18 protein-coding genes are annotated in these 19832 nt (G+C 59.4%); 8 read left to right on the top strand and 10 right to left on the bottom strand.

The window, feature by feature from the left end; translation table 11 throughout:
• Together hisF and BI292_RS28455 are read left to right on the top strand one after the other, a co-directional pair.
• The coding region (hisF, locus tag BI292_RS28450; protein ID WP_101210005.1) for an imidazole glycerol phosphate synthase subunit HisF at positions 1–524 on the top strand (524 nt) is incomplete at its 5' end.
• Positions 525–601: 77 nt separating this feature from the next.
• Positions 602–1357, top strand: a complete 756-nt coding sequence (locus tag BI292_RS28455) for an ABC transporter substrate-binding protein (protein ID WP_101210006.1) — start codon at positions 602–604, stop codon at positions 1355–1357.
• Between the two features lie 138 nt (positions 1358–1495).
• On the opposite strand, the gene BI292_RS28465 is transcribed toward BI292_RS28455, so the two are convergent.
• The 4 genes from BI292_RS28465 to gpmI all read right to left on the bottom strand — a co-directional run bounded on the left by BI292_RS28465 (position 1496) and on the right by gpmI (position 6705).
• The gene (locus BI292_RS28465) at positions 1496–2275 is read right to left on the bottom strand and encodes a divergent polysaccharide deacetylase family protein (RefSeq protein WP_101210007.1); all 780 of its coding nucleotides are present in this window, start codon (positions 2273–2275) and stop codon (positions 1496–1498) included.
• A gap of 1 nt (position 2276) precedes the next feature.
• On the bottom strand, positions 2277–3605 hold the full coding sequence (locus BI292_RS28470) for a S41 family peptidase (protein WP_092274681.1): 1329 nt from the start codon (positions 3603–3605) through the stop codon (positions 2277–2279).
• A 34-nt stretch (positions 3606–3639) separates the two neighbouring features.
• On the bottom strand, positions 3640–4935 hold the full coding sequence (locus tag BI292_RS28475; protein ID WP_092274678.1) for a murein hydrolase activator EnvC: 1296 nt from the start codon (positions 4933–4935) through the stop codon (positions 3640–3642).
• A 240-nt stretch (positions 4936–5175) separates the two neighbouring features.
• Positions 5176–6705 carry a 2,3-bisphosphoglycerate-independent phosphoglycerate mutase gene (gene gpmI / locus BI292_RS28485; protein ID WP_101210008.1) on the bottom strand — a complete coding sequence of 510 codons (1530 nt, stop codon included), beginning with the start codon at positions 6703–6705 and terminating at the stop codon, positions 5176–5178.
• 154 nt (positions 6706–6859) lie between these two features.
• Between gpmI and BI292_RS28490 the strand changes: the two genes are divergently transcribed.
• Genes BI292_RS28490 through secB form a run of 3 tightly spaced genes read left to right on the top strand, consistent with a single transcriptional unit; the run spans position 6860 to position 8062 of the window.
• Positions 6860–7273 carry a rhodanese-like domain-containing protein gene (locus tag BI292_RS28490; RefSeq protein ID WP_092274672.1) on the top strand — a complete coding sequence of 138 codons (414 nt, stop codon included), beginning with the start codon at positions 6860–6862 and terminating at the stop codon, positions 7271–7273.
• A gap of 1 nt (position 7274) precedes the next feature.
• A complete protein-coding gene (grxC, locus tag BI292_RS28495) occupies positions 7275–7529 on the top strand; it encodes a glutaredoxin 3 (protein WP_045061998.1) in 255 nt (84 codons plus the stop codon).
• Between the two features lie 41 nt (positions 7530–7570).
• Complete coding sequence (gene secB, locus BI292_RS28500; RefSeq protein ID WP_092274668.1) at positions 7571–8062, top strand: protein-export chaperone SecB; 492 nt, start codon at positions 7571–7573, stop codon at positions 8060–8062.
• A gap of 118 nt (positions 8063–8180) precedes the next feature.
• Here secB and BI292_RS28505 read toward each other — a convergent pair whose 3' ends face one another.
• On the bottom strand, positions 8181–8636 hold the full coding sequence (locus BI292_RS28505; RefSeq protein ID WP_101210009.1) for a tRNA (cytidine(34)-2'-O)-methyltransferase: 456 nt from the start codon (positions 8634–8636) through the stop codon (positions 8181–8183).
• Here BI292_RS28505 and BI292_RS28510 point away from each other — a divergent pair.
• The gene (locus BI292_RS28510) at positions 8635–9075 is read left to right on the top strand and encodes a hypothetical protein (RefSeq protein WP_101210010.1); all 441 of its coding nucleotides are present in this window, start codon (positions 8635–8637) and stop codon (positions 9073–9075) included. The genes BI292_RS28505 and BI292_RS28510 overlap by 2 nt on opposite strands.
• Before the next feature lie 879 nt (positions 9076–9954).
• Here the strand turns inward: BI292_RS28510 and ntrC are convergent.
• From ntrC to glnA, 5 genes are all read right to left on the bottom strand, one after another.
• A complete protein-coding gene (gene ntrC / locus BI292_RS28515) occupies positions 9955–11391 on the bottom strand; it encodes a nitrogen regulation protein NR(I) (RefSeq protein WP_054055303.1) in 1437 nt (478 codons plus the stop codon).
• The gene (glnL, locus tag BI292_RS28520; protein ID WP_092274659.1) at positions 11388–12473 is read right to left on the bottom strand and encodes a nitrogen regulation protein NR(II); all 1086 of its coding nucleotides are present in this window, start codon (positions 12471–12473) and stop codon (positions 11388–11390) included. Before glnL ends, ntrC begins: the two co-directional genes overlap by 4 nt.
• A gap of 230 nt (positions 12474–12703) precedes the next feature.
• Complete coding sequence (locus tag BI292_RS28525; RefSeq protein ID WP_256592751.1) at positions 12704–13330, bottom strand: DUF4124 domain-containing protein; 627 nt, start codon at positions 13328–13330, stop codon at positions 12704–12706.
• Positions 13327–13836 carry a DUF4124 domain-containing protein gene (locus tag BI292_RS28530; protein WP_101210011.1) on the bottom strand — a complete coding sequence of 170 codons (510 nt, stop codon included), beginning with the start codon at positions 13834–13836 and terminating at the stop codon, positions 13327–13329. Before BI292_RS28530 ends, BI292_RS28525 begins: the two co-directional genes overlap by 4 nt.
• A 372-nt stretch (positions 13837–14208) precedes the next feature.
• Positions 14209–15615 (bottom strand): glutamate--ammonia ligase, encoded by a 1407-nt coding sequence (gene glnA, locus BI292_RS28535; protein WP_092274653.1) that lies wholly within the window; start codon positions 15613–15615, stop codon positions 14209–14211.
• Positions 15616–15946: 331 nt separating this feature from the next.
• Between glnA and thiI the strand changes: the two genes are divergently transcribed.
• Positions 15947–17401, top strand: coding sequence for a tRNA uracil 4-sulfurtransferase ThiI (thiI, locus tag BI292_RS28545; protein ID WP_092274650.1), 1455 nt, complete (start codon positions 15947–15949; stop codon positions 17399–17401).
• Between the two features lie 139 nt (positions 17402–17540).
• A complete protein-coding gene (gene typA, locus BI292_RS28550) occupies positions 17541–19361 on the top strand; it encodes a translational GTPase TypA (RefSeq protein ID WP_027922156.1) in 1821 nt (606 codons plus the stop codon).
• Positions 19362–19832: the final 471 nt, after the last annotated feature.

The raw sequence follows: 19832 nt of genomic DNA on the forward strand, positions 1-19832 counted from the left end.
GGGTGCGTACCGTGCAGGACATTCGCAACCTGCTGAATGCCGGCGCGGACAAGGTTTCGATCAACACCGCCGCGGTGTTCAACCCGGAATTCGTCGGCGAAGCGGCGCAGCATTTCGGCTCGCAATGCATCGTCGTTGCCATCGACGCGAAGAAGGTTTCACTGCCGGGCGAAACCCCGCGCTGGGAAATCTTCACCCACGGTGGCCGCAAGCCGACCGGCCTCGACGCGGTTGAATGGGCGATGAAAATGGAAGGCCTGGGCGCCGGTGAAATCCTCCTGACCAGCATGGACCAGGACGGCATGAAAAACGGTTTCGACCTCGGCGTGACCCGCGCGATCAGCGATGCGCTGGGCATTCCGGTGATCGCTTCCGGCGGTGTCGGCAACCTCCAGCATTTGGCCGACGGCATCATTGAAGGCCACGCCAGCGCAGTACTGGCGGCGAGTATTTTCCACTTCGGCGAATACACCGTGCAGGAAGCCAAGGCTTACATGGCGCATCGCGGCATCGTAATGCGCTAACAAAGCGCTACAGGCCAGTGGACAGCATGGCGGGCTCAAGGCACTCTTGGGCACGCCATGGATTCCGGTAGCCAGACATGCTCAAACGCTTTTTTGTTGTTCTCGCCAGCGCTTCTCTGTTGCTGATCAATGCAGCCCGCGCCGAAGAAGGTCCCGCCACCGACCTGGTGTTGCTGACGGAGAACTTCCCACCCTACAACATGGCGAAGAACGGCAAAAACTTCGCTCAGGACGAGAACATCAATGGCATTGCCGTGGACATCGTCCGCGAGATGTTCAAACGCACCGACATTACCTACAGCCTGACGCTGCGTTTCCCTTGGGAGCGCATCTACAAACTCGCCCTCGAAAAACCCGGTTACGGCGTGTTCGTGATGGCGCGGCTGCCGGATCGCGAAAAGCTCTTCAAATGGGTCGGCCCGATTGGCCCGGATGACTGGATCATGCTGGCCAAGGCTGACAGCAAGATCACCCTCGAAACCCTGCATCAGGCGCGCAAGTTCCGCATCGGCGCTTACAAGGGTGATGCGATTGCCGAGACGCTGGCCAAGCAAGGCTTGAAGCCGATTGTGGTGCTGCGCGATCAGGACAACGCGAAAAAACTGGTCAGCGGCCAGATTGACCTGTGGGCCACCGGCGACCCGGCCGGGCGTTATCTGGCGCGGCAGGACGGCGTGACGGGGCTTAAAACGGTGCTGCGCTTCAACAGCGCCGAACTCTATCTGGCGCTGAACAAAGACGTCCCGGACGAAGTGGTGACCAAGCTGCAAACCGCGCTGGACGCCATGCGCAAGGAAGGCGTGGTGGATGACATCATGGCTAATTACCTGTAGCTCGCATCCCGGCTCAACACACAGCACTGTGGGAGCGAGCTTGCTCGCGATAGCGGTCTGACAGTCAACCTATGTGTCGGCCGTTGGGGCCTCATCGCGAGCAAGCTCGCTCCCACATTGGTTCGTGTCGATCATGTCTCAGCGGTACACGCCATCCTTGCCATGCGCAGCTGTCGCTCGATTGCTGCGCACGCTGATCATCAGTTTGATGTCGATCCAGTCAATTCCCTGAGCTTTCAGCTTCGGCATCTCGCGCTCCAGCACCGCCAGCGTCTGCGGATACGGGTGGCCGATCATCACCGCCGAACCCTGCTTTTTTGCCAGGCTGATCGCCGTCTGCAGTTGCGTGAAAATCGCCGCTTCGGTGCGTTCATCGTCGAGGAACACATCCCGAGAGACGCTCGCCAGACCAATCTTCTGCGCCTCGGCCGCGCCGACCGTTTGTGCGCTGGTGCGGCTGTCGACGAAGAATTTGTGGCGCCGCTGCAACTCCGCCATCAGCCAGGCCATCGCCGGTTGCTGCGCGGTCATGCGGCTGCCCATGTGGTTGTTGATGCCGGCGGTGTAGGGCACCGCTTTAAACGCTGCGTTGAGGCGTTTTTCGAGTTCTTCGAGGGGCAACTCGGGATGCCAGGCAAACGGGCCGGTGGCCGGGTCCATGGGCATGTGCAGGATGACGATTTTGCCGGCGCGATGGGCTTCGCGGGCGAATTCGGCGGCGTGCGGGGTGTCGGGCATGATCGCCGTGGTCACCGGGCCGGGGAGGGCGAGCACACGACGATCCCGAGGCAGGTTCTGCCCCAGGTCATCGATGATCAGCGTCAGGTAGGCTTTGGGTGGCGCCGTGTTGGTGGCGGACGCTGCGTGAGCAACACCCGCCAGACAGCACAGCAGCGCCAGGATAATCCGCAGGTGCATCTCAGCGGCCGGACGTAATGCTCAGCCCTTTGAGCAGGCTCAGAGCCTGGGCCAGTTGATAGTCGTCATCCTGCGGCATGGCTTTGGCCTTGCTGCTGGAGGTCGGTTTGTCGGCGCCGCCGTTGCCATTGCCCAAGTGACCTTGCAGATCGGCTTCTTTGAAGTACTCGCCGTCCTGCTCGTTGGTGATCTTGGCTTTGCGCACTTCGATGTCCGGGACGATGCCCTGAGCCTGAATCGAGCGGCCGTTCGGCGTGTAATACAGCGCCGTGGTGATCTTCAAGGCGCGGTCGTTGTTCAGCGGCAGCACGGTTTGTACCGAGCCCTTGCCGAAACTGGTGGTGCCCATGACCACCGCGCGTTTCTGGTCCTGCAACGCACCGGCGACAATTTCCGACGCCGAGGCGCTGCCGCCGTTGATCAGCGCGACCATTGGCACGGCTTCGCTTTCGTCCTTGCCGGTCGCCGAGAAGCGCAGTTCGGAGTTGGCGATGCGGCCCTTGGTGTAGACGATCAGGCCTTTGGTGATGAAGTGGTCAACCACTTCGACCGCCGCTTGCAGCACGCCGCCCGGGTTGTTGCGCAGGTCGAGAATGATGCCGTTGAGCTTCTTGCCGTTGTCCTTGCGCAACTTGGCGAGGGCCTTGGAGACCTCTTCGCCGGTCTTGACCTGGAACTGGGTGATGCGGATGTAGCCGTAGCCGGACTCCAGCAACTGCGCCTTGACGCTCTTGACCTGGATGATGGCGCGGGTCAGCACCACGTCGAAAGGCGTGCCGCCGTCGCGAACTAGGGTCAGAGTGATTTTCTGGCCGATCTTGCCGCGCATCTTGTCGACCGCTTCGGTCATGGTCTGGCCGCGAGTCGGTGCGCCGTTGATCTTGACGATAAAGTCGCCGGCCTGAATGCCAGCCTTGGACGCCGGAGTGTCGTCGATTGGCGAGACGACTTTGATGAAGCCGTCTTCGGCGCCGACTTCAATGCCCAGGCCGCCGAATTCACCGCTGGTGCTTTCCTGCAGCTCAGCGAAGTCTTCCGGGCCAAGGTAGGCGGAGTGCGGATCGAGGTTGCTGAGCATGCCTTTGATGGCATTTTCCAGCAGGGTCTTGTCGTCTACCGGTTCGACATACGCCGCTTTGATCCGGTCCATGACCTCGGCAAAGGTGCGCAACTCTTCCAGCGGCAATGGCGCCTTGGTGGTTGCCGCGGTGCCCGCAGGTGCAGGTGCTGGCGCAGCCGCCGGAGCAGGCTGAGCGGCGAACGCCAGCGGCGCGCCGATCACCAGGGCGATCGTCAGGGCCAGCGAGGTAAGGCGGGACAAATGCAGCATGTCGAACGAACTCCTAATGTAGGTGACTCAACGCCTATCCTTGCGCGCGGCACCATTGCGCCGGATCACTCGGGTGACCCTGCTGACGAATTGCGAAATACAACGCCGGCGTGTCCTGCCCGCCACTGTTCCCGACAGTGGAAATGGACTCACCGGCTTTAACCACATCACCCGCAGACTTGAGCAACGTCTGGTTGTGACCATAAAGACTCAAAAAACCGTTGCCGTGATCGAGGATCACCAGCAGCCCGGCGCCGCGCAACCAGTCGGCGAAAACCACGCGACCACCGTGCACGGCGTGCACCTGGCTGCCGGCGGAGGCGCTGATCATCACGCCGTCCCACTTGGTCCGGACGTCATCGCCGCGGCTCTCGCCGAAGCGCGCCAACAGTCGACCATCAACCGGCCATGGAAGTTTGCCGCGGGTCGAAGCAAATGCGCCGCCAAAGGTCTCGCCGGAACTTGAAACCAGCGCGCCAGGTGTCGATTTGACGGGTTTGCGTGGGGCATCAGTATTGGCGTTGGCCTGTTCCTGAGCCTCACGTAAACGCTTTTTTTCGGCTTCCTGCTGGGCGATCAGCGCTTTTTGCCGCGCTTCTTCTGCCTCACGGGCCTGACGGGCCAGGGTTTCTTCGATGGTTTTAAGGACTTTAGACAGGTCTGCCTGATCTTGCTCGCGGGCGGCGAGTTTCTGATCGCGCGCCTTCACGTCGCTGCTCAGCTTGGCCAAGACTTGCTGGCGTTCCTGGCGGACCTTTTCGAGTTCGTCGCGCTGACTGTCGAGGCTGCTTTTCTGCACCAGCAACTGCGCCTGCTGCAGGCCGATGTCTTTTTCGACATTGGCCAATTGGCGCAGGGTTTCGTTGAAATTCTTCAGCTGCTCCAGGCGCGCCTGGCTCAGGTAGTCGTAATAAGTCAGGGTGCGGGCAAATTTTTCCGGGTTCTGCTGGTTGAGCAGCAGTTTCAGGTACTCCTGACGCCCGTTCTGGTAGGCCGCGCGGGCCTGAATGGCGATCAGTCGTTGCTGTTCAGTGCGCGCGCTCTGGAGTTTTTTTTTCTCGGCATCGAGTCGCTGCAGCTCGGATTCGCTTTTCTTCAGCTCTTTTTGCAGAGCGTCGACCTGCTTCTCGAGCTTGCCCATCTCGGTCTCGGTGCCCTTGAGGTCTTTCTGCACACCGGATTTTTCTTCCTGCAGCTTGCCCAGCAGTTTTTTCAGCTCGGCAATGTCCTGACGCGTCGCGTCCAACTGTTGTTGGGTTTGCGCGCGCTCATCAGCAAAGGCTGGCTGGAGCAGGCAAGTCAGGGCAAGGGCTATCAGGACGCGAAGCATAGAGGCGGGCGACACCAGGGAAAGGGACGGCCTAGTATGCCCGCCAAGCGCTGCAAAAAAAACGCCCAATTGGGACTGTGTGATAACCGGAGCAGCGTTAACCCTGAAAACACCCCAAAACCAATGTGGGAGCGAGCTTGCTCGCGATGGCGGCCTGACATTCAACAGGGTTGTTGGCTGTCAGATTGCTATCGCGAGCAAGCTCGCTCCCACAGGGTTTTTCGCTGTTTTGGAGGCCGATTACACCAGGATCGAGGTGCCGGTCATTTCCGCCGGTTTCTCCAGGCCCATCAACATCAGCATGGTCGGCGCGACGTCCGCCAATACGCCGCCATCGCGCACTTTGAAGTCACGCTTGCCGACATAGATGAACGGCACCGGCTCGGTGGTGTGCGCGGTGTGCGCCTGATGGGTTTCTTCGTCGGACATCTTTTCGCAGTTGCCGTGGTCGGCGGTGATCAGCGCTTCGCCGCCAACCTTTTCCAGCGCCTCGACGATGCGGCCAACGCACAGGTCCAGGCATTCCACGGCTTTCACCGCTGCTTCGAGATTGCCGCTGTGGCCGACCATGTCGCCGTTGGCGTAGTTGACCACGATCACGTCAAACCGCTGGTTTTCGATGGCCTCGACGATGCGGTCGGTGACTTCCGGCGCGCTCATTTCCGGCTGCAAGTCGTAAGTGGCGACCTTCGGCGACGGGATCAGAATGCGTTCTTCGCCCGGGAACGGTTCTTCGCGGCCGCCGGAGAAGAAGAAGGTCACGTGCGCGTATTTTTCGGTTTCGGCGATGCGCAGTTGGGTCTTGCCGTTTTTCGCCAGGTAATCGCCCAGCACGTTCTCCAGGCTGCCGGCGGCGAACGCGGACGGCGCAGGAATGCTGGCGGCGTATTGGGTCAGCATGACGAAACCGGCCAGTTTCGGCTGGCGCGCGCGTTGGAAGTCATGGAAATCGTCTTCGACGAAGACGCGGGTCAGCTCGCGGGCGCGGTCGGCGCGGAAGTTCATGAACACCACGGCGTCGCCGTCTTCGACTTTGACCGGCTCGCCGATCGACGTGGCTTTGACGAATTCGTCGCTCTCGCCACGTTCATATGCCGCTTGCAGACCTTCTTGTGCGGTAGCGGCGTTGAACTGGCCATTGCCGTCGACAATCAGGTTGTACGCCTGCTCGACGCGGTCCCAGCGATTGTCGCGGTCCATGGCGAAGTAGCGGCCGACGATGCTGGCGATCCGGCCTTTGCCCAGGGCTTCGAAGGTTGCGTCGAGCAGTTCAATCGACGACTCGGCGCTTTTTGGCGGGGTGTCGCGCCCATCGAGGAAGGCGTGCAGGTAGATTTTTTCAGCGCCGCGCTTGAACGCCAGTTCAGCCATCGCGACCAGGTGGTCCTGGTGGCTGTGAACGCCACCATCGGACAGCAGGCCCATGAAGTGCACGGCTTTGCCGGCAGCCACGGCTTTATCGACAGCGGCGCAGATGGTCGGGTTTTCGAAGAACTCGCCGTCGCGGATCGATTTGGTCACACGCGTGAAGTCCTGATATACCACGCGGCCCGCCCCGAGGTTCATGTGGCCGACTTCGGAGTTGCCCATTTGCCCGTCCGGCAGGCCGACGTCCATGCCGCTGCCCGAGATCAGGCCGTTCGGCACCGTAGCGCTGAGGCGATCGAGCACAGGCTTGTTGGCCGAGTACACGGCGTTGGCTTCGTGGCTCTCACTGTGACCGAAGCCGTCGAGAATCATCAGGACCAAAGGTTTAGGCGTGGTAGTCATGGAATCCACTCGTGGCTGAGTTAAAAAGAGGGCGATGCAAAAAGGGAGTGGCAGTTTAAAGCTAAGTTCACATCACGTCACCGCCGGACGGGGTTTGGCCCGCCATAGGGCCTGTGTATACTGGCCCACTTTTCACGCCCTGGAACCACCTTAAATGCTTGATCACCTGATTGCATTTGCCACCACCCACTATTTGCTGGCCGGTATTTTCGTTCTTCTGCTGGCTCTGCTGATCGCCCATGAGATGAAAGGTGGCGGCCGTAGCCTGAGCACCGGTGAACTGACCGGGCTGGTCAACAAGGACGCAGGCGTGGTGATCGACATTCGTTCGGCCAAGGATTTCGCCGCCGGTCACATTGTTGGCGCGCTGAACATTCCCCACGACAAACTGACTGCGCGTGTCGGCGAGCTGAACAAGCACAAGGACAAGACCATCATCCTGGTCGACGCCCAAGGCCAGACTGCCGGCACCCACGCTCGCGAACTGATGAAATCCGGCTTCACCGCCGCCAAGCTGTCCGGCGGGATTTCCAGCTGGAAGGGCGACAACCTGCCATTGGTGAAGTGACATGAGCAACGTCGTCGTCTATTCCAGCGATTACTGCCCTTACTGCTCGCGAGCCAAGTACCTGCTCGAGAACAAAGGCGTGGCCTTCGAAGAGATCAAGGTCGATGGCAAGCCGCAGGTGCGCGCCGCAATGGCTCAGAAGGCGGGGCGCACGTCCGTGCCGCAGATCTGGATCGGCGAGCGCCACATCGGTGGCTGTGATGATTTGTTTGCCCTTGAGCGCGCCGGTAAGCTCGACGCCTTGCTCAAGGCCTGAACGCCTTCCCTACACGACCCCAAGATCAGAAAGGATCTGAGATGACTGACCAACAGAACACTGCAGCTAGCGAAGAAGAAACCGCACCGCAATTCTCCTTGCAGCGCATCTACGTACGTGACTTGTCCTTCGAAGCCCCGAAAAGCCCGGCGATCTTCCGCCAGCAGTGGGAGCCGAGTGTCGGTCTGGATCTCAATACCCGTCAAAAGGCCCTGGAAGGCGACTTCCACGAAGTCGTGCTGACCTTGTCGGTTACCGTGAAAAACGGTGAGAACGGCGAAGTGGCGTTCATCGCTGAAGTGCAACAGGCCGGGATCTTCCTGATCAAGAACCTCGACGACGCTTCGATGAGCCACACCCTCGGCGCGTTCTGCCCGAACATCCTGTTCCCGTACGCTCGCGAAACCCTGGACAGCCTGGTTACTCGCGGCTCGTTCCCGGCGCTGATGCTGGCTCCAGTGAACTTCGACGCGCTGTACGCCCAGGAACTGCAACGCATGCAGGCGGCTGGCGAGACTCCATCCGTTCAATAAGCGTTCGGCAACACCCATGTGGGAGCGAGCTTGCTCGCGAATAGGGAGTGTCAGGTGACATCTAAGTCGTCTGACACACCGCTTTCGCGAGCAAGCTCGCTCCCACATTTGTTTGAGGTTACTTGAAACCGAGTTGGCGCCAGCCTTCGTAGACCGCGACGGCCACGGTGTTAGACAGGTTCAGGCTGCGGCAGCCTTCGCGCATCGGCAGGCGCAGGCGCTGGTCGCCGGGCAGAGCGTCGAGCACTTCTGCTGGCAGGCCACGGCTCTCCGGGCCGAACAGGAACGCGTCGCCCTCGGCGAAACTGGCATCATGAAACGGCCGCGAGCCCTTGGTGGTGAACGCGAACAGCCGTGGATGACCGAGGCTTTCCAGGCAACTGGCGAGGTCGGCATGGCGCTGCAGGGTGGCGTACTCGTGGTAATCGAGGCCGGCCCGGCGCAGGCGCTTGTCGTCCATCTCGAAGCCCAGCGGCTCGATCAAATGCAGGTGGCAGCCACTGTTGGCGCACAGCCTGATAACGTTGCCGGTATTCGGCGGAATTTCTGGTTGGAAGAGGATGACGTGAAACATGCACGGCTCCGAAGGTAAAGATGAGCGGCATTCTACGCCGCCCGTGGACAACCGTTCGAAACTATTCCCGCGTGTCATCGGATCGCTGGCGATTGTCGGCGTGATGATCGGGTTGATGATCGGCCGCCTGACCACGCCAGACCCGACCGAGTTGCAGCAGGTCGAGGTGACTGGCGACGGCTTGGTGGTGTGGTTCAACAATGAACCGAAGACCCACGGCGAGATTATCGACGGCAGCGTCGCGTTGTTGTTCAGTGCTGAAGGCAAGGCGCAGAAGGGTCAGCTCAAGCTCAACGGCAAAGACGTGAACTGGCGTGTGCGTTTGAGTGATGGAGGGTTGTTGCTGACGCTGGTGGCGGCCCGGCCACTGCAAGGCGAGTGGGTCGGTAGCGAGGTCGATGACCGCTGGCGGCTGGAGATCCATCTCCGAGAGCAATAAAAGAGGGAATCCCCGGCCTGCCTGTACCAAGGTTCCCAAAACGGCAGGGACTCGCCAATGGCTGCGAGTCCCGGTGTAAAGAAGGAACCCTTGACCTGCCTGTATCAAGGGCCCCAAACGGGTGGGCTCGGCGCTAAGCGGTGTGAGCCCGATGTAAAGAGGGGAATCCCCGGCCTGCCTGTACCAAGGTCCCCGAAACCGGTCAGTGAACTGAATCACTGAATGGACTATTGCAGGGGGCGTGCCAGGTTTTGACAAATTGCTGCAGAAAGCTCTGATGAAACGCTCCAAGCCCCGTAATCCGGGGCTTTTGTATTTTTGTTGGGTGGGTTTTCCAACGATTGACGACGGGGTTTCAGGAGAGTGGCCGTGCGCGATTGCGGGTCATCGTGCATTGGTGCGGTGCATGAGGGGGCCTGCGGTGGACATAGGCATGAGGGCTGATCCAAAGTCCACCCCTCACCCTAACCCTCTCCCCAGAGGGGCGAGGGGACTGACCGAGTTGTTATTTTGAGTTGCATCGACCTGGGCTATCGAGGCGAACTCAGGATGTGAACGCCATGGAGATCGGCTCCCTTTCCCCTCTCCCCAGAGGGGTGAGGGGACTGGCCGAGTTGTTGTTTTAATTTGCATCGATCTGGGATATCGAGGCGAATTCAGGATGTGAAAGCCATGGAGATCGGCTCCCTTTCCCCTCTCCCCAGAGGGGGGAGGGACTGACCGAGTTGTTATCTTGATTTGCATCGACCTGGAATATCGAGGCGAATTCAGGATGTGAAAGCAATGGAGATCGGCTCCCTTTCCCCTCTCCCCTTTGGGGAGAGGGCTGGGGTGAGGGGCTGGTTTTTGACGGCGACGCAGGCTTTGAGCGAATCGGGATTAACCCTCTTCGCCCTCATCATCATCTCCACCATCGACCTTCATCCCCAGTTCTTTGATCTTGCGCGTCAGGGTATTACGCCCCCAACCCAGCAACACCGCAGCATCACGTCGACGGCCAGCCGTGTGCTTGAGCGCGGTCTCGATCATGATCCGCTCGAACGCCGGCACTGCGCTGTCGAGCAAACTCGACTGGCCGCGCGCCAACGCCTGATCGGCCCACTGGCGCAGCGCTTGCTCCCAGTTGGTCACCGGCGCCGAATCCTGTGGCAGGTTCAACAGCTCTGGCGGCAGGTCGCTGATATGCACTTCGCGACCCGAAGCCATCACCGTGATCCAGCGGCAGGTGTTTTCCAACTGCCGCACGTTGCCGCCCCACGGCAGATTCTTCAGGTATTCCTCGGTTTCGCTTTTCAGCAGTTTCGGCTCGACCGCCAGTTCCTGCGCGGCGCGGCTGAGGAAGTGCTTGGCCAGCGTCGGGATGTCTTCGCGACGGTCCGACAGCCGTGGGATGTGAATACGGATCACGTTGAGGCGGTGGAACAAGTCCTCACGGAATTTCCCGGCGTGCACCAGGGTTTCCAGATTCTGGTGCGTCGCGGCGATGATCCGCACATCGACCTTGACCGGCGTGTGACCGCCGACCCGGTAAAACTCGCCGTCCGCCAATACGCGCAGCAAACGCGTCTGCGTGTCGGCCGGCATGTCGCCGATTTCATCAAGGAACAACGTGCCGCCGTCAGCCTGTTCAAAACGCCCGCGACGCAGGTTGGCCGCGCCGGTGAAGGCGCCTTTCTCATGGCCGAACAGTTCGGATTCCATCAAGTCTTTGGGGATCGCCGCCATGTTCAGCGCAATGAACGGCGAGGCCGCGCGCGGACTGTGCCGGTGCAGGGCGTGGGCGACCAGTTCTTTACCGGTGCCGGATTCGCCGTTGATCAGCACGGTGATGTTGGAGTGGCTCAAGCGCCCGATGGCGCGAAACACTTCCTGCATCGCCGGCGCTTCACCGATGATTTCCGGGGTGCGAGTCAGCGCCACCGGCACTTCCAGGCCTTGCTGTTCCTGCGCGTGCTGGTTGGCGCGCTTGACCAGCGACACCGCTTCATCGACGTCGAACGGCTTGGGCAGGTACTCGAACGCGCCGCCCTGATAGGACGCGACAGCGCTGTCCAGATCGGAGTGCGCGGTCATGATGATCACTGGCAGCCGTGGGTGTTGTTCGCGAATCCGCGCCAGCAAGTCCAGACCACTGGCGCCCGGCATGCGGATGTCGGAGATGATCACGTCCGGCTGCTGGCGCGCCAGGCGGCTCATCACGCCATCGGCGCTGTCGAAGCTTTGCGTGGTCATGCCTTCCTGCTGCAAGGCTTTTTCCAGGACCCAACGGATTGAACGGTCGTCATCGACGATCCACACGGTTTCACTACGGCTCATGTCGATGTGGCTCCTTGTTCCAGTGGCAGAAAGATCGAGAAAGTGGTGTGGCCTGGGTGGCTGTCACACTCGATCAGGCCCTGGTGCTGGCTGATGATGTTCTGAGTAATGGCCAGGCCGAGCCCGGTACCGTCCGGGCGGCCGCTGACCATTGGGAAGAAAATGGTGTCCTGCAATTCGGCAGGGATGCCCGGGCCGTTGTCGATGATCTCGATCTTGGTCACCAGGCGATGGCGCACGTGGCCGATGGTGAATTGGCGCATCGCGCGGGTGCGCAAACTGATGCGGCCCAGACGCAATTCGTTCTGGCTGCTGATGGCTTGCATGGCGTTGCGCACGATATTCAGCACCGCTTGAATCATCTGTTCACGATCAATCAGCACGTCGGGAATGCTCGGGTCATAGTCGCGCACCAGAGTGATGCAACCCTGGCTTTCGGCCTCGACCAGATGCGAAACGCGCTCCAGCACTTCGTGAATGTTGCACATCGCCAGGGACGGCAACTTGTTCGAGCCGAGCATGCGATCAACCAGATTACGCAGGCGGTCGGCCTCTTCGATGATCACGTTGGTGTAATCGCGCAGGCTCTCTTCCGGCAGTTCGCGGGCGAGCAATTGCGCGGCGCCACGAATCCCGCCCAGCGGATTCTTGATCTCGTGGGCGAGGCCGCGCACCAGCATTTTGCTGGTTTCCTGTTTAGACAGCTGCGCCTCTTCTTTGGTGATGCGCAGCAAGCGGTCACGCGGGTGCACTTCCAGCAATAACAGCGTGTCGCCATTACTGAGGATCGGCGTCACTGCGTAATCCACGGTCAACGTCTGGCCGGTGAGGGCGGTGAGCATCGCTTCGCGTTTGGTGAACGGGTGCGCCTGCTCGACGGCCTGACGCAGGGAATTCAACGCTTCAGTCGATTCGGTGAACAACTCACTGATGAACTGCCCATGGCTGCGCTGGCCGCTGATGGCCAGGAGCATCTCCGCCGCCGGATTCATGTACTCCAGACGCAATTGGGCGTCGAGCAGGATGGTGGCGGTGGTCAGGTTGTCGAGTAATAGCCGATGCAGTGCGTCGCTAATGGTCATCCGGACCTCTTTTGGAGCGGGGCGCGCGCAAGAAATGCGCGCTGATACGGGGAAAATGCAAAAACCAAACCAAAGCTCCGAAAAGAAGCGTTTAACGCTTGAAACGGGCGTTTAGCGCTCGATCTCGTGGCGTTCTGCCAGCTGTTGCGGGTAGTTTCGAACCAAAATGGGCTGGCATGTGGGAACCGTGCAACCGTTTGCACCAACATAGTGCGCAAACCTGAACGGCTTTAAAAGAACCGGAAGAACGGATTTTTTTCTTCGGGCGGTTTGTCCTTGAGTGGACATTCCGGGCGTTGCCCGTAATCGGTGAGGGCGCAGGGTTTGACCTGGCGCTTCTGCGCCAGTGAGATGCGCAACATGTGGAACGGTTGATTGGCCGTGCGTTCGACCGTGCGGCCCTGCGCGTCGAGGATTTCCACCGAGAGGTTATGGCTGCCACGGTCGATATTGCTCAAGGCGAACACCGGGCTCGGGCCGGGTTCGGCGGTGGCTTGGCCGTCGAGTAACAAACGGTAGCGATGACCGCGTTGCAATCCGGGTTCGCTGGTAACGCTGACGATCAATTCGCCGGCGCTGCTGCGCAGGGTGGCGTCCGGTTCCGGCACTAAAACCCGCAGCATGTCGTAGCGAAATGGCGCGGGCTCGGCGGTTTTTTGTGCGGCGGTGACTGGCGCTGCGCTGGTCGGGTTGGCGGTCATGCGATTGCTGGTGGCGAGCGGCACGCGTTTGGCGTTGCCGTGCCCGGGCTGGTCGGTGAAGACGCGATTGCCTTGCTTGTCGACGTAGGTGTAGACGTCGGCCATGGCCGCGGAGGTCATCGCCAGCAGGCTGAGAATCAGCAGCCAACGCTTCAATTGGTATGCACCCGTTGCACGGTGAAGGTGACGAACGGGCTCTGCTGGATCACGGTGTCGCCGCTGATTACCTGGACCGCGAGGCTGTGTTCGCCGCGGTCGATGTTGACCAGTTGCAGGATCGGCACGTTGCTCGGCTGGCCGTAAGGTTCTTCATCGAGCAACAACCTGAACAACTGCCCACCTTGCAGTCGCGGTTTGATCAACACGCTGACGGTGAACGTGCCGTTGTTGGCGCGCAGCGCTTCGGTGGTCGGCAGCCCGGTCAATTCCAGCACCTCGTAGGCGTTGCCGGGTTGTTCGCGGGTCGAGGTTTCGGGTGCCGGGGCGGCAGGCGCTTGGGGTTCGACACTGTTGAGCGGCGGCAACTCGACCGGCTGCGCCTGCACACCATCGGGCGGCTGGTTGCTGTACGCGGTGTTGCCATCGGCGTCGGTGTACTTGTAGATCTGCGCTGCGGCGGGCAGGGCGATCAGCAGCAACATCAAAAGAAAACCACGACCCATAAAATCGACCAGAAGCGAAAGCGTTGGCTTGCAGCATAGGTCAGTGAAAGGGCTTGGCCCAAGTTGTTAACATTTGGCGATGAATTTTTGTCGGGTTGAAGATCGACCCCTCACCCCAACCCTCTCCCCAGAGGGGAGAGGGTGAAAGGGAGCCGATCTTCATGTTTTTCAGATTCTGAGTTCAGCTGAGTCTTTCAGGTCGCTGTATTTAGAACATGCAACTCGGTCGGCCCCCTCCACCCCTTGGGGAGAGGGTTGGGGTGAGGGGTGGATCTTGAGGCTGGCTCCCCTATTCAAATTATTCACGGGCACAAAAAAGGCCTCCCGAAGGAGGCCTCTTTTTGTCGCGCCGCGGGCAGCGGCGCTACCGGATCAGCAGCTGTAGTACAGCTCGTATTCCAGTGGGTGTACGAAGGTGCGGACCTTGATTTCTTCTTCGCTTTTCAGAGCGATGTAAGCGTCGATGAAGTCGTCGGAGAACACGCCGCCCTTGGTCAGGAACGCGCGGCCCTTGTCCAGCTCTTCCAGGGCTTCTTTCAGGCTGCCGCAAACTTGTGGGATCTCTTTCGCCTCTTCAGGCGGCAGGTCGTACAGGTTTTTGTCAGCAGCATCGCCAGGGTGGATCTTGTTCTGGATGCCGTCCAGGCCAGCCATCAACAGTGCAGCAAAACCCAGGTACGGGTTGGCTGCCGGATCCGGGAAGCGTGCTTCGATACGGCGAGCGCGCGGGCTCGACACGTAAGGAATACGGATCGACGCGGAACGGTTGCGAGCCGAGTAGGCCAGCATTACCGGTGCTTCGAAACCTGGGACCAGACGCTTGTAGGAGTTGGTCGACGGGTTGGTGAAGCCGTTCAGTGCCTTACCGTGCTTGATGATGCCGCCGATGAAGTACAAAGCGGTGTCGGACAGGCCGGCATAACCTTCGCCAGCGAAGGTGTTCTTGCCATCTTTGGCGATGGACAAGTGCACGTGCATACCCGAACCGTTATCGCCGTACAAAGGCTTAGGCATGAAGGTCGCGGTGCGGCCGTATGCGTCAGCGACGTTGTGTACGCAGTACTTCAGGGTCTGAACTTCGTCAGCCTTGGCTACCAGAGTGTTGAACTTCACACCGATTTCGTTCTGGCCGGCAGTGGCCACTTCGTGGTGGTGAACTTCGATGACCAGGCCCATTTCTTCCATGGCGTTGCACATGGAGGTACGGATTTCGTGGTCGTGGTCGAATGGCGGAACCGGGAAGTAGCCACCTTTGATGCCTGGACGGTGGCCGCGGTTGCCGCCTTCCACGTCCTGGTCGGACATCCACGAACCTTGTTCGGAGAAGATTTTGAACATCGAGCCGGAGATGTCGGACTTGAACTTCACTTCGTCGAAGATGAAGAACTCTGGCTCCGGGCCAACGAATACGGTGTCACCGATACCGGTCGACTTCAGGTATTCCTCGGCACGCTTGGCGATCGCACGTGGGTCGCGGTCGTAGCCTTGCATGGTCGACGGCTCGATCACGTCGCAGACCAGAATCAGGGTCGGCTCTTCGGTGAACGGGTCGAGCACAGCGGTGCTGTCGTCCGGCATCAGGATCATGTCGGAGGCTTCGATGCCTTTCCAGCCAGCAATGGAGGAACCGTCGAACATTTTGCCTTCTTCGAAGAAAGCGTCATCCAGCGCGTCGCGAGCCGGCATGGTCACGTGGTGCTGAGTGCCTTTGGTGTCCGTGAAGCGCAGATCAATCCACTTGACGTCATGATCTTTGATGAGTTGAACCGACTTCGACATAGTGTCCTCCGGGTGGCTTCGGGCTTTGGTAGTGGATGGCCCTGAAATATGAGTGATGCCGGCGCGAATACTCTGCCAAGGCAACCTGCCTCACAAGGGAGCAAATTGCATGCCAGTGCCCCACCATGGGTTTTTTGCGCCAAATTCAGGCTTATAGAGGTGCAATTTGCCGCAAAGGTCAAATAAGCGCCCCCTAATGTAGCGTCTTATTCGATAAATGACCCGTTTTGGTGCGCGCAAAACCTTCTGCATATTAACTGGTTAAACCTTGAGCAATTTCCGCTATAATCCGCGCCCCCCTTTTTCGGCTGGCCCAGCGCGCGCTGTTTTCATGAAACTAATCGTAAAAGTCTTCCCCGAGATCACCATCAAGAGCCGCCCGGTACGGATGCGTTTCATCCGCCAGTTGGCCAAGAACATCCGTGCCGTGCTCCGCGATCTGGACCCGGCTGTGGTGGTGAACGGCGTGTGGGACAACCTCGAACTGGAAACCCGCGTCAGCGAGCCCAAAGCCCTGAAGGAAATGACCGAGCGCCTGAGCTGCATGCCGGGCATCGCGCATTTCCTGCAGGTCGATGAATACCCGTTGGGTGACTTCGACGACATCGTCGCCAAGTGCAAACAGCACTACGGCGATGCGCTGGCGGGGAAGGTTTTTTCGGTGCGTTGCAAGCGCGGCGGGCATCACACCTTCTCGTCCATGGACGTCGAGAAATACGTCGGCAGCCAACTGCGTCGTCAGTGCGGCGCCGCCGGGATTTCCCTGAAAGAGCCGGAAATCGAAGTTCGCATGGAAATTCGCGACCAACGGTTGTATGTGATCCACAGCCAGCACAACAGCATCGGCGGTTATCCGCTGGGAGCGCTGGAACAGACGCTTGTATTGATGTCCGGCGGCTTTGACTCGACAGTCGCCGCCTACCAGATCATGCGTCGCGGTCTGATGAGCCATTTCTGCTTCTTTAATCTGGGCGGACGTGCCCACGAACTGGGCGTCATGGAAGTCGCGCACTTCATCTGGAAGAAGTACGGCAGCTCCCAACGCGTGTTATTTGTCAGTGTGCCGTTCGAGGAAGTCCTGGGAGAAATTCTCGGGAAAGTCGATAACAGTCATATGGGCGTAGTTTTGAAGCGTATGATGTTGCGCGCTGCGTCGAAGATTGCCGATCGGCTGGACATCGATGCGCTGGTGACCGGTGAAGCGATCTCCCAGGTGTCGAGCCAGACGTTGCCGAACCTGTCGTTGATCGACTGTGTGACCGAGAAGCTGGTCTTGCGCCCGCTGATCGCCAGTCACAAGCAGGACATCATCGACCAGGCCAACGAAATCGGCACCGCCGACTTCGCCAAGCACATGCCCGAATACTGCGGGGTCATCTCGGTGAACCCCAAGACCCACGCCAAGCGCAACCGCGTGGAGTACGAAGAACAACAGTTCGACATGGCCATCCTCGAGCGTGCGCTCGAAAACGCCAAACTGGTGCCGATCGATCGCGTGATCGACGAATTGGGCCAGGACTTGCAGATCGAAGAAGTCAGCGAAGCACTGGCGGGCCAGATCATCATCGACATCCGTCACCCGGATGGCGCTGAAGACGAGCCGCTGGAAATCGCTGGCATTGAGGTACAGACGATGCCGTTTTATGCATTGAACGCTCGTTTCAAGGAACTGGACCCTACTCGCCAGTACCTGCTGTATTGCGACAAAGGCGTGATGAGTCGCCTGCATGCCCACCATTTGCTCAGTGAGGGGCATGCCAATGTGCGCGTTTATCGACCGAGCTAAGTGCCCGGGGCTGTTTGCCTGTGGCCTGCGTCACCGGCCCCCCGACGCCGCCGTCAAGCTGTAACGGCTTTGCCGGACTCTACTGTTAATCGCTGCCAAGACTTGTCAGCACACCGAATCCTCTGATCGAGATACACAAGTGATCGAAAATCTACGCAACATCGCCATCATTGCTCACGTTGACCACGGTAAAACCACCCTGGTAGACAAACTCTTGCGTCAATCCGGCACCCTGGAGCGCAACGAGCTCAACGACGAGCGCGTGATGGACTCCAACGACCAGGAGAAAGAGCGCGGTATTACCATTCTGGCGAAAAACACCGCCATCAACTGGAACGGCTACCACATCAACATCGTGGACACCCCGGGCCACGCCGACTTCGGCGGCGAAGTTGAACGCGTAATGTCGATGGTCGACTCCGTTCTGCTGCTGGTTGACGCTCAAGACGGCCCTATGCCGCAAACCCGTTTCGTGACCAAGAAGGCTTTCGAAGCCGGCCTGCGTCCGATCGTGGTGATCAACAAGGTTGACCGTCCAGGCGCGCGTCCGGACTGGGTTCTGGACCAGATCTTCGACCTGTTCGACAACCTCGGTGCTACCGAAGAACAGCTGGACTTCAAAGTCGTCTACGCCTCGGCCCTGAACGGCATTGCCGGTCTGGAACACACCGACATGGCTGAAGACATGACCCCGCTGTACCAGTCGATCGTCGACAACGTACCAGCGCCTAAAGTCGACCGCGATGGTCCGTTCCAGATGCAAATCTCGGCACTGGACTACAACAGCTTCCTGGGTGTTATCGGCGTTGGCCGTATCGCTCGTGGCCGCATCAAGCCGAACACTCCGGTTGTCGCTATCGACGCCGACGGCAAGAAGCGTAACGGTCGTATCCTGAAGCTGATGGGTCACCACGGTCTGCACCGTATCGACGTTGACGAAGCAGCTGCCGGCGACATCGTCTGCATCAGCGGCTTCGACCAGCTGTTCATCTCCGACACTCTGTGCGACCCACTGAACGTCGAAGCGATGAAGCCGCTGACCGTTGACGAACCAACCGTTTCCATGACTTTCCAGGTAAACGACTCGCCTTTCTGCGGTAAAGAAGGCAAGTTCGTGACGTCCCGTAACATCAAGGAACGTCTGGACAAAGAACTGCTCTACAACGTTGCTCTGCGCGTTGAAGAAGGCGACACCGCTGACAAGTTCAAAGTCTCCGGTCGTGGCGAGCTGCACTTGTCCGTACTGATCGAAACCATGCGTCGCGAAGGCTTCGAAATGGGTGTTGGTCGTCCGGAAGTGATCATCCGTATGGTTGACGGCGTCAAGCACGAACCGTACGAAAACGTGACCATCGACCTGCCGGAAGAATCGCAAGGTTCGATCATGGAACAGATCGGTATCCGTAAAGGCGACCTGACCAACATGGTTCCGGATGGCAAGGGCCGTGTGCGCCTTGAGTACAACATCCCGGCTCGTGGCTTGATCGGTTTCCGTAACGAGTTCCTGACCCTGACCTCCGGTGCAGGCATCCTGACCTCGATCTTCGACCGTTACGACGTGATGAAGTCCGGCGACATGTCCGGCCGTCAGAACGGCGTGCTGGTTTCGGTCGCTACCGGTAAGGCTCTGACTTACTCGCTGGAAACCCTGCAAGCTCGCGGCAAACTGTTCCTGGGTCACGGCGAAGACGTGTACGAAGGTCAAATCGTCGGCATCAACAGCCGCGACAACGACCTGGGCGTCAACCCAACCAAAGGCAAGAAGCTCGACAACATGCGTGCCTCGGGTAAAGACGAAACCATCGCTTTGGTTCCGCCTATCCGTTTCACCCTGGAGCAAGCTCTGGAATTCGTTCAAGAAGACGAATTGTGCGAAGTCACTCCTAAGTCCATCCGTCTTCGCAAGAAGATCCTGGGCGAAAGCGAGCGTACCCGCGCTGCCAAGAAGTCCGGTAACTGAGTCTCGACTTAGTTAGCTGACAAAAAAACGCCCCCGATCGCGAGATCGGGGGCGTTTTTGTTTGTCTGGGGGAAAAAGAATGTGATTGGCGGTGTTTTCAGAATTTTGCGGATGATCTGGGATCGACCCCTCACCCCAACCCTCTCCCCAAGGGGTAGAGGGGGCTGACCGAGGTGTTTATTGGAAGTACTTCGGCCTGAAAGATTGAGTCGAACTCAAGTTTTGAAAGGGGCAGAGGGGCCTGACCGAGGTGTTTATTGGAAGTACTGCGGCCTGAACGATCGAGTCGAGCTCAAGTTTTGAAAAGCTTGAAGATCGGCTCCCTTTCCCCTTCTACCCAAGGGGTAGAGGGGGCTGGCCGAGGTGTTTATTGGAAGTACTGCGGCCTGACAGATCGAGTCGAACTCAAGTTTTGAAAAGCTTGAAGATCGGCTCCCTTTCCCCCTCTCCCCATTGGGGAGAGGGTTGGGG

It is taken from the genome of Pseudomonas sp. 43NM1 (genome assembly GCF_002836905.1).
Classification (GTDB): domain Bacteria; phylum Pseudomonadota; class Gammaproteobacteria; order Pseudomonadales; family Pseudomonadaceae; genus Aquipseudomonas; species Aquipseudomonas prosekii.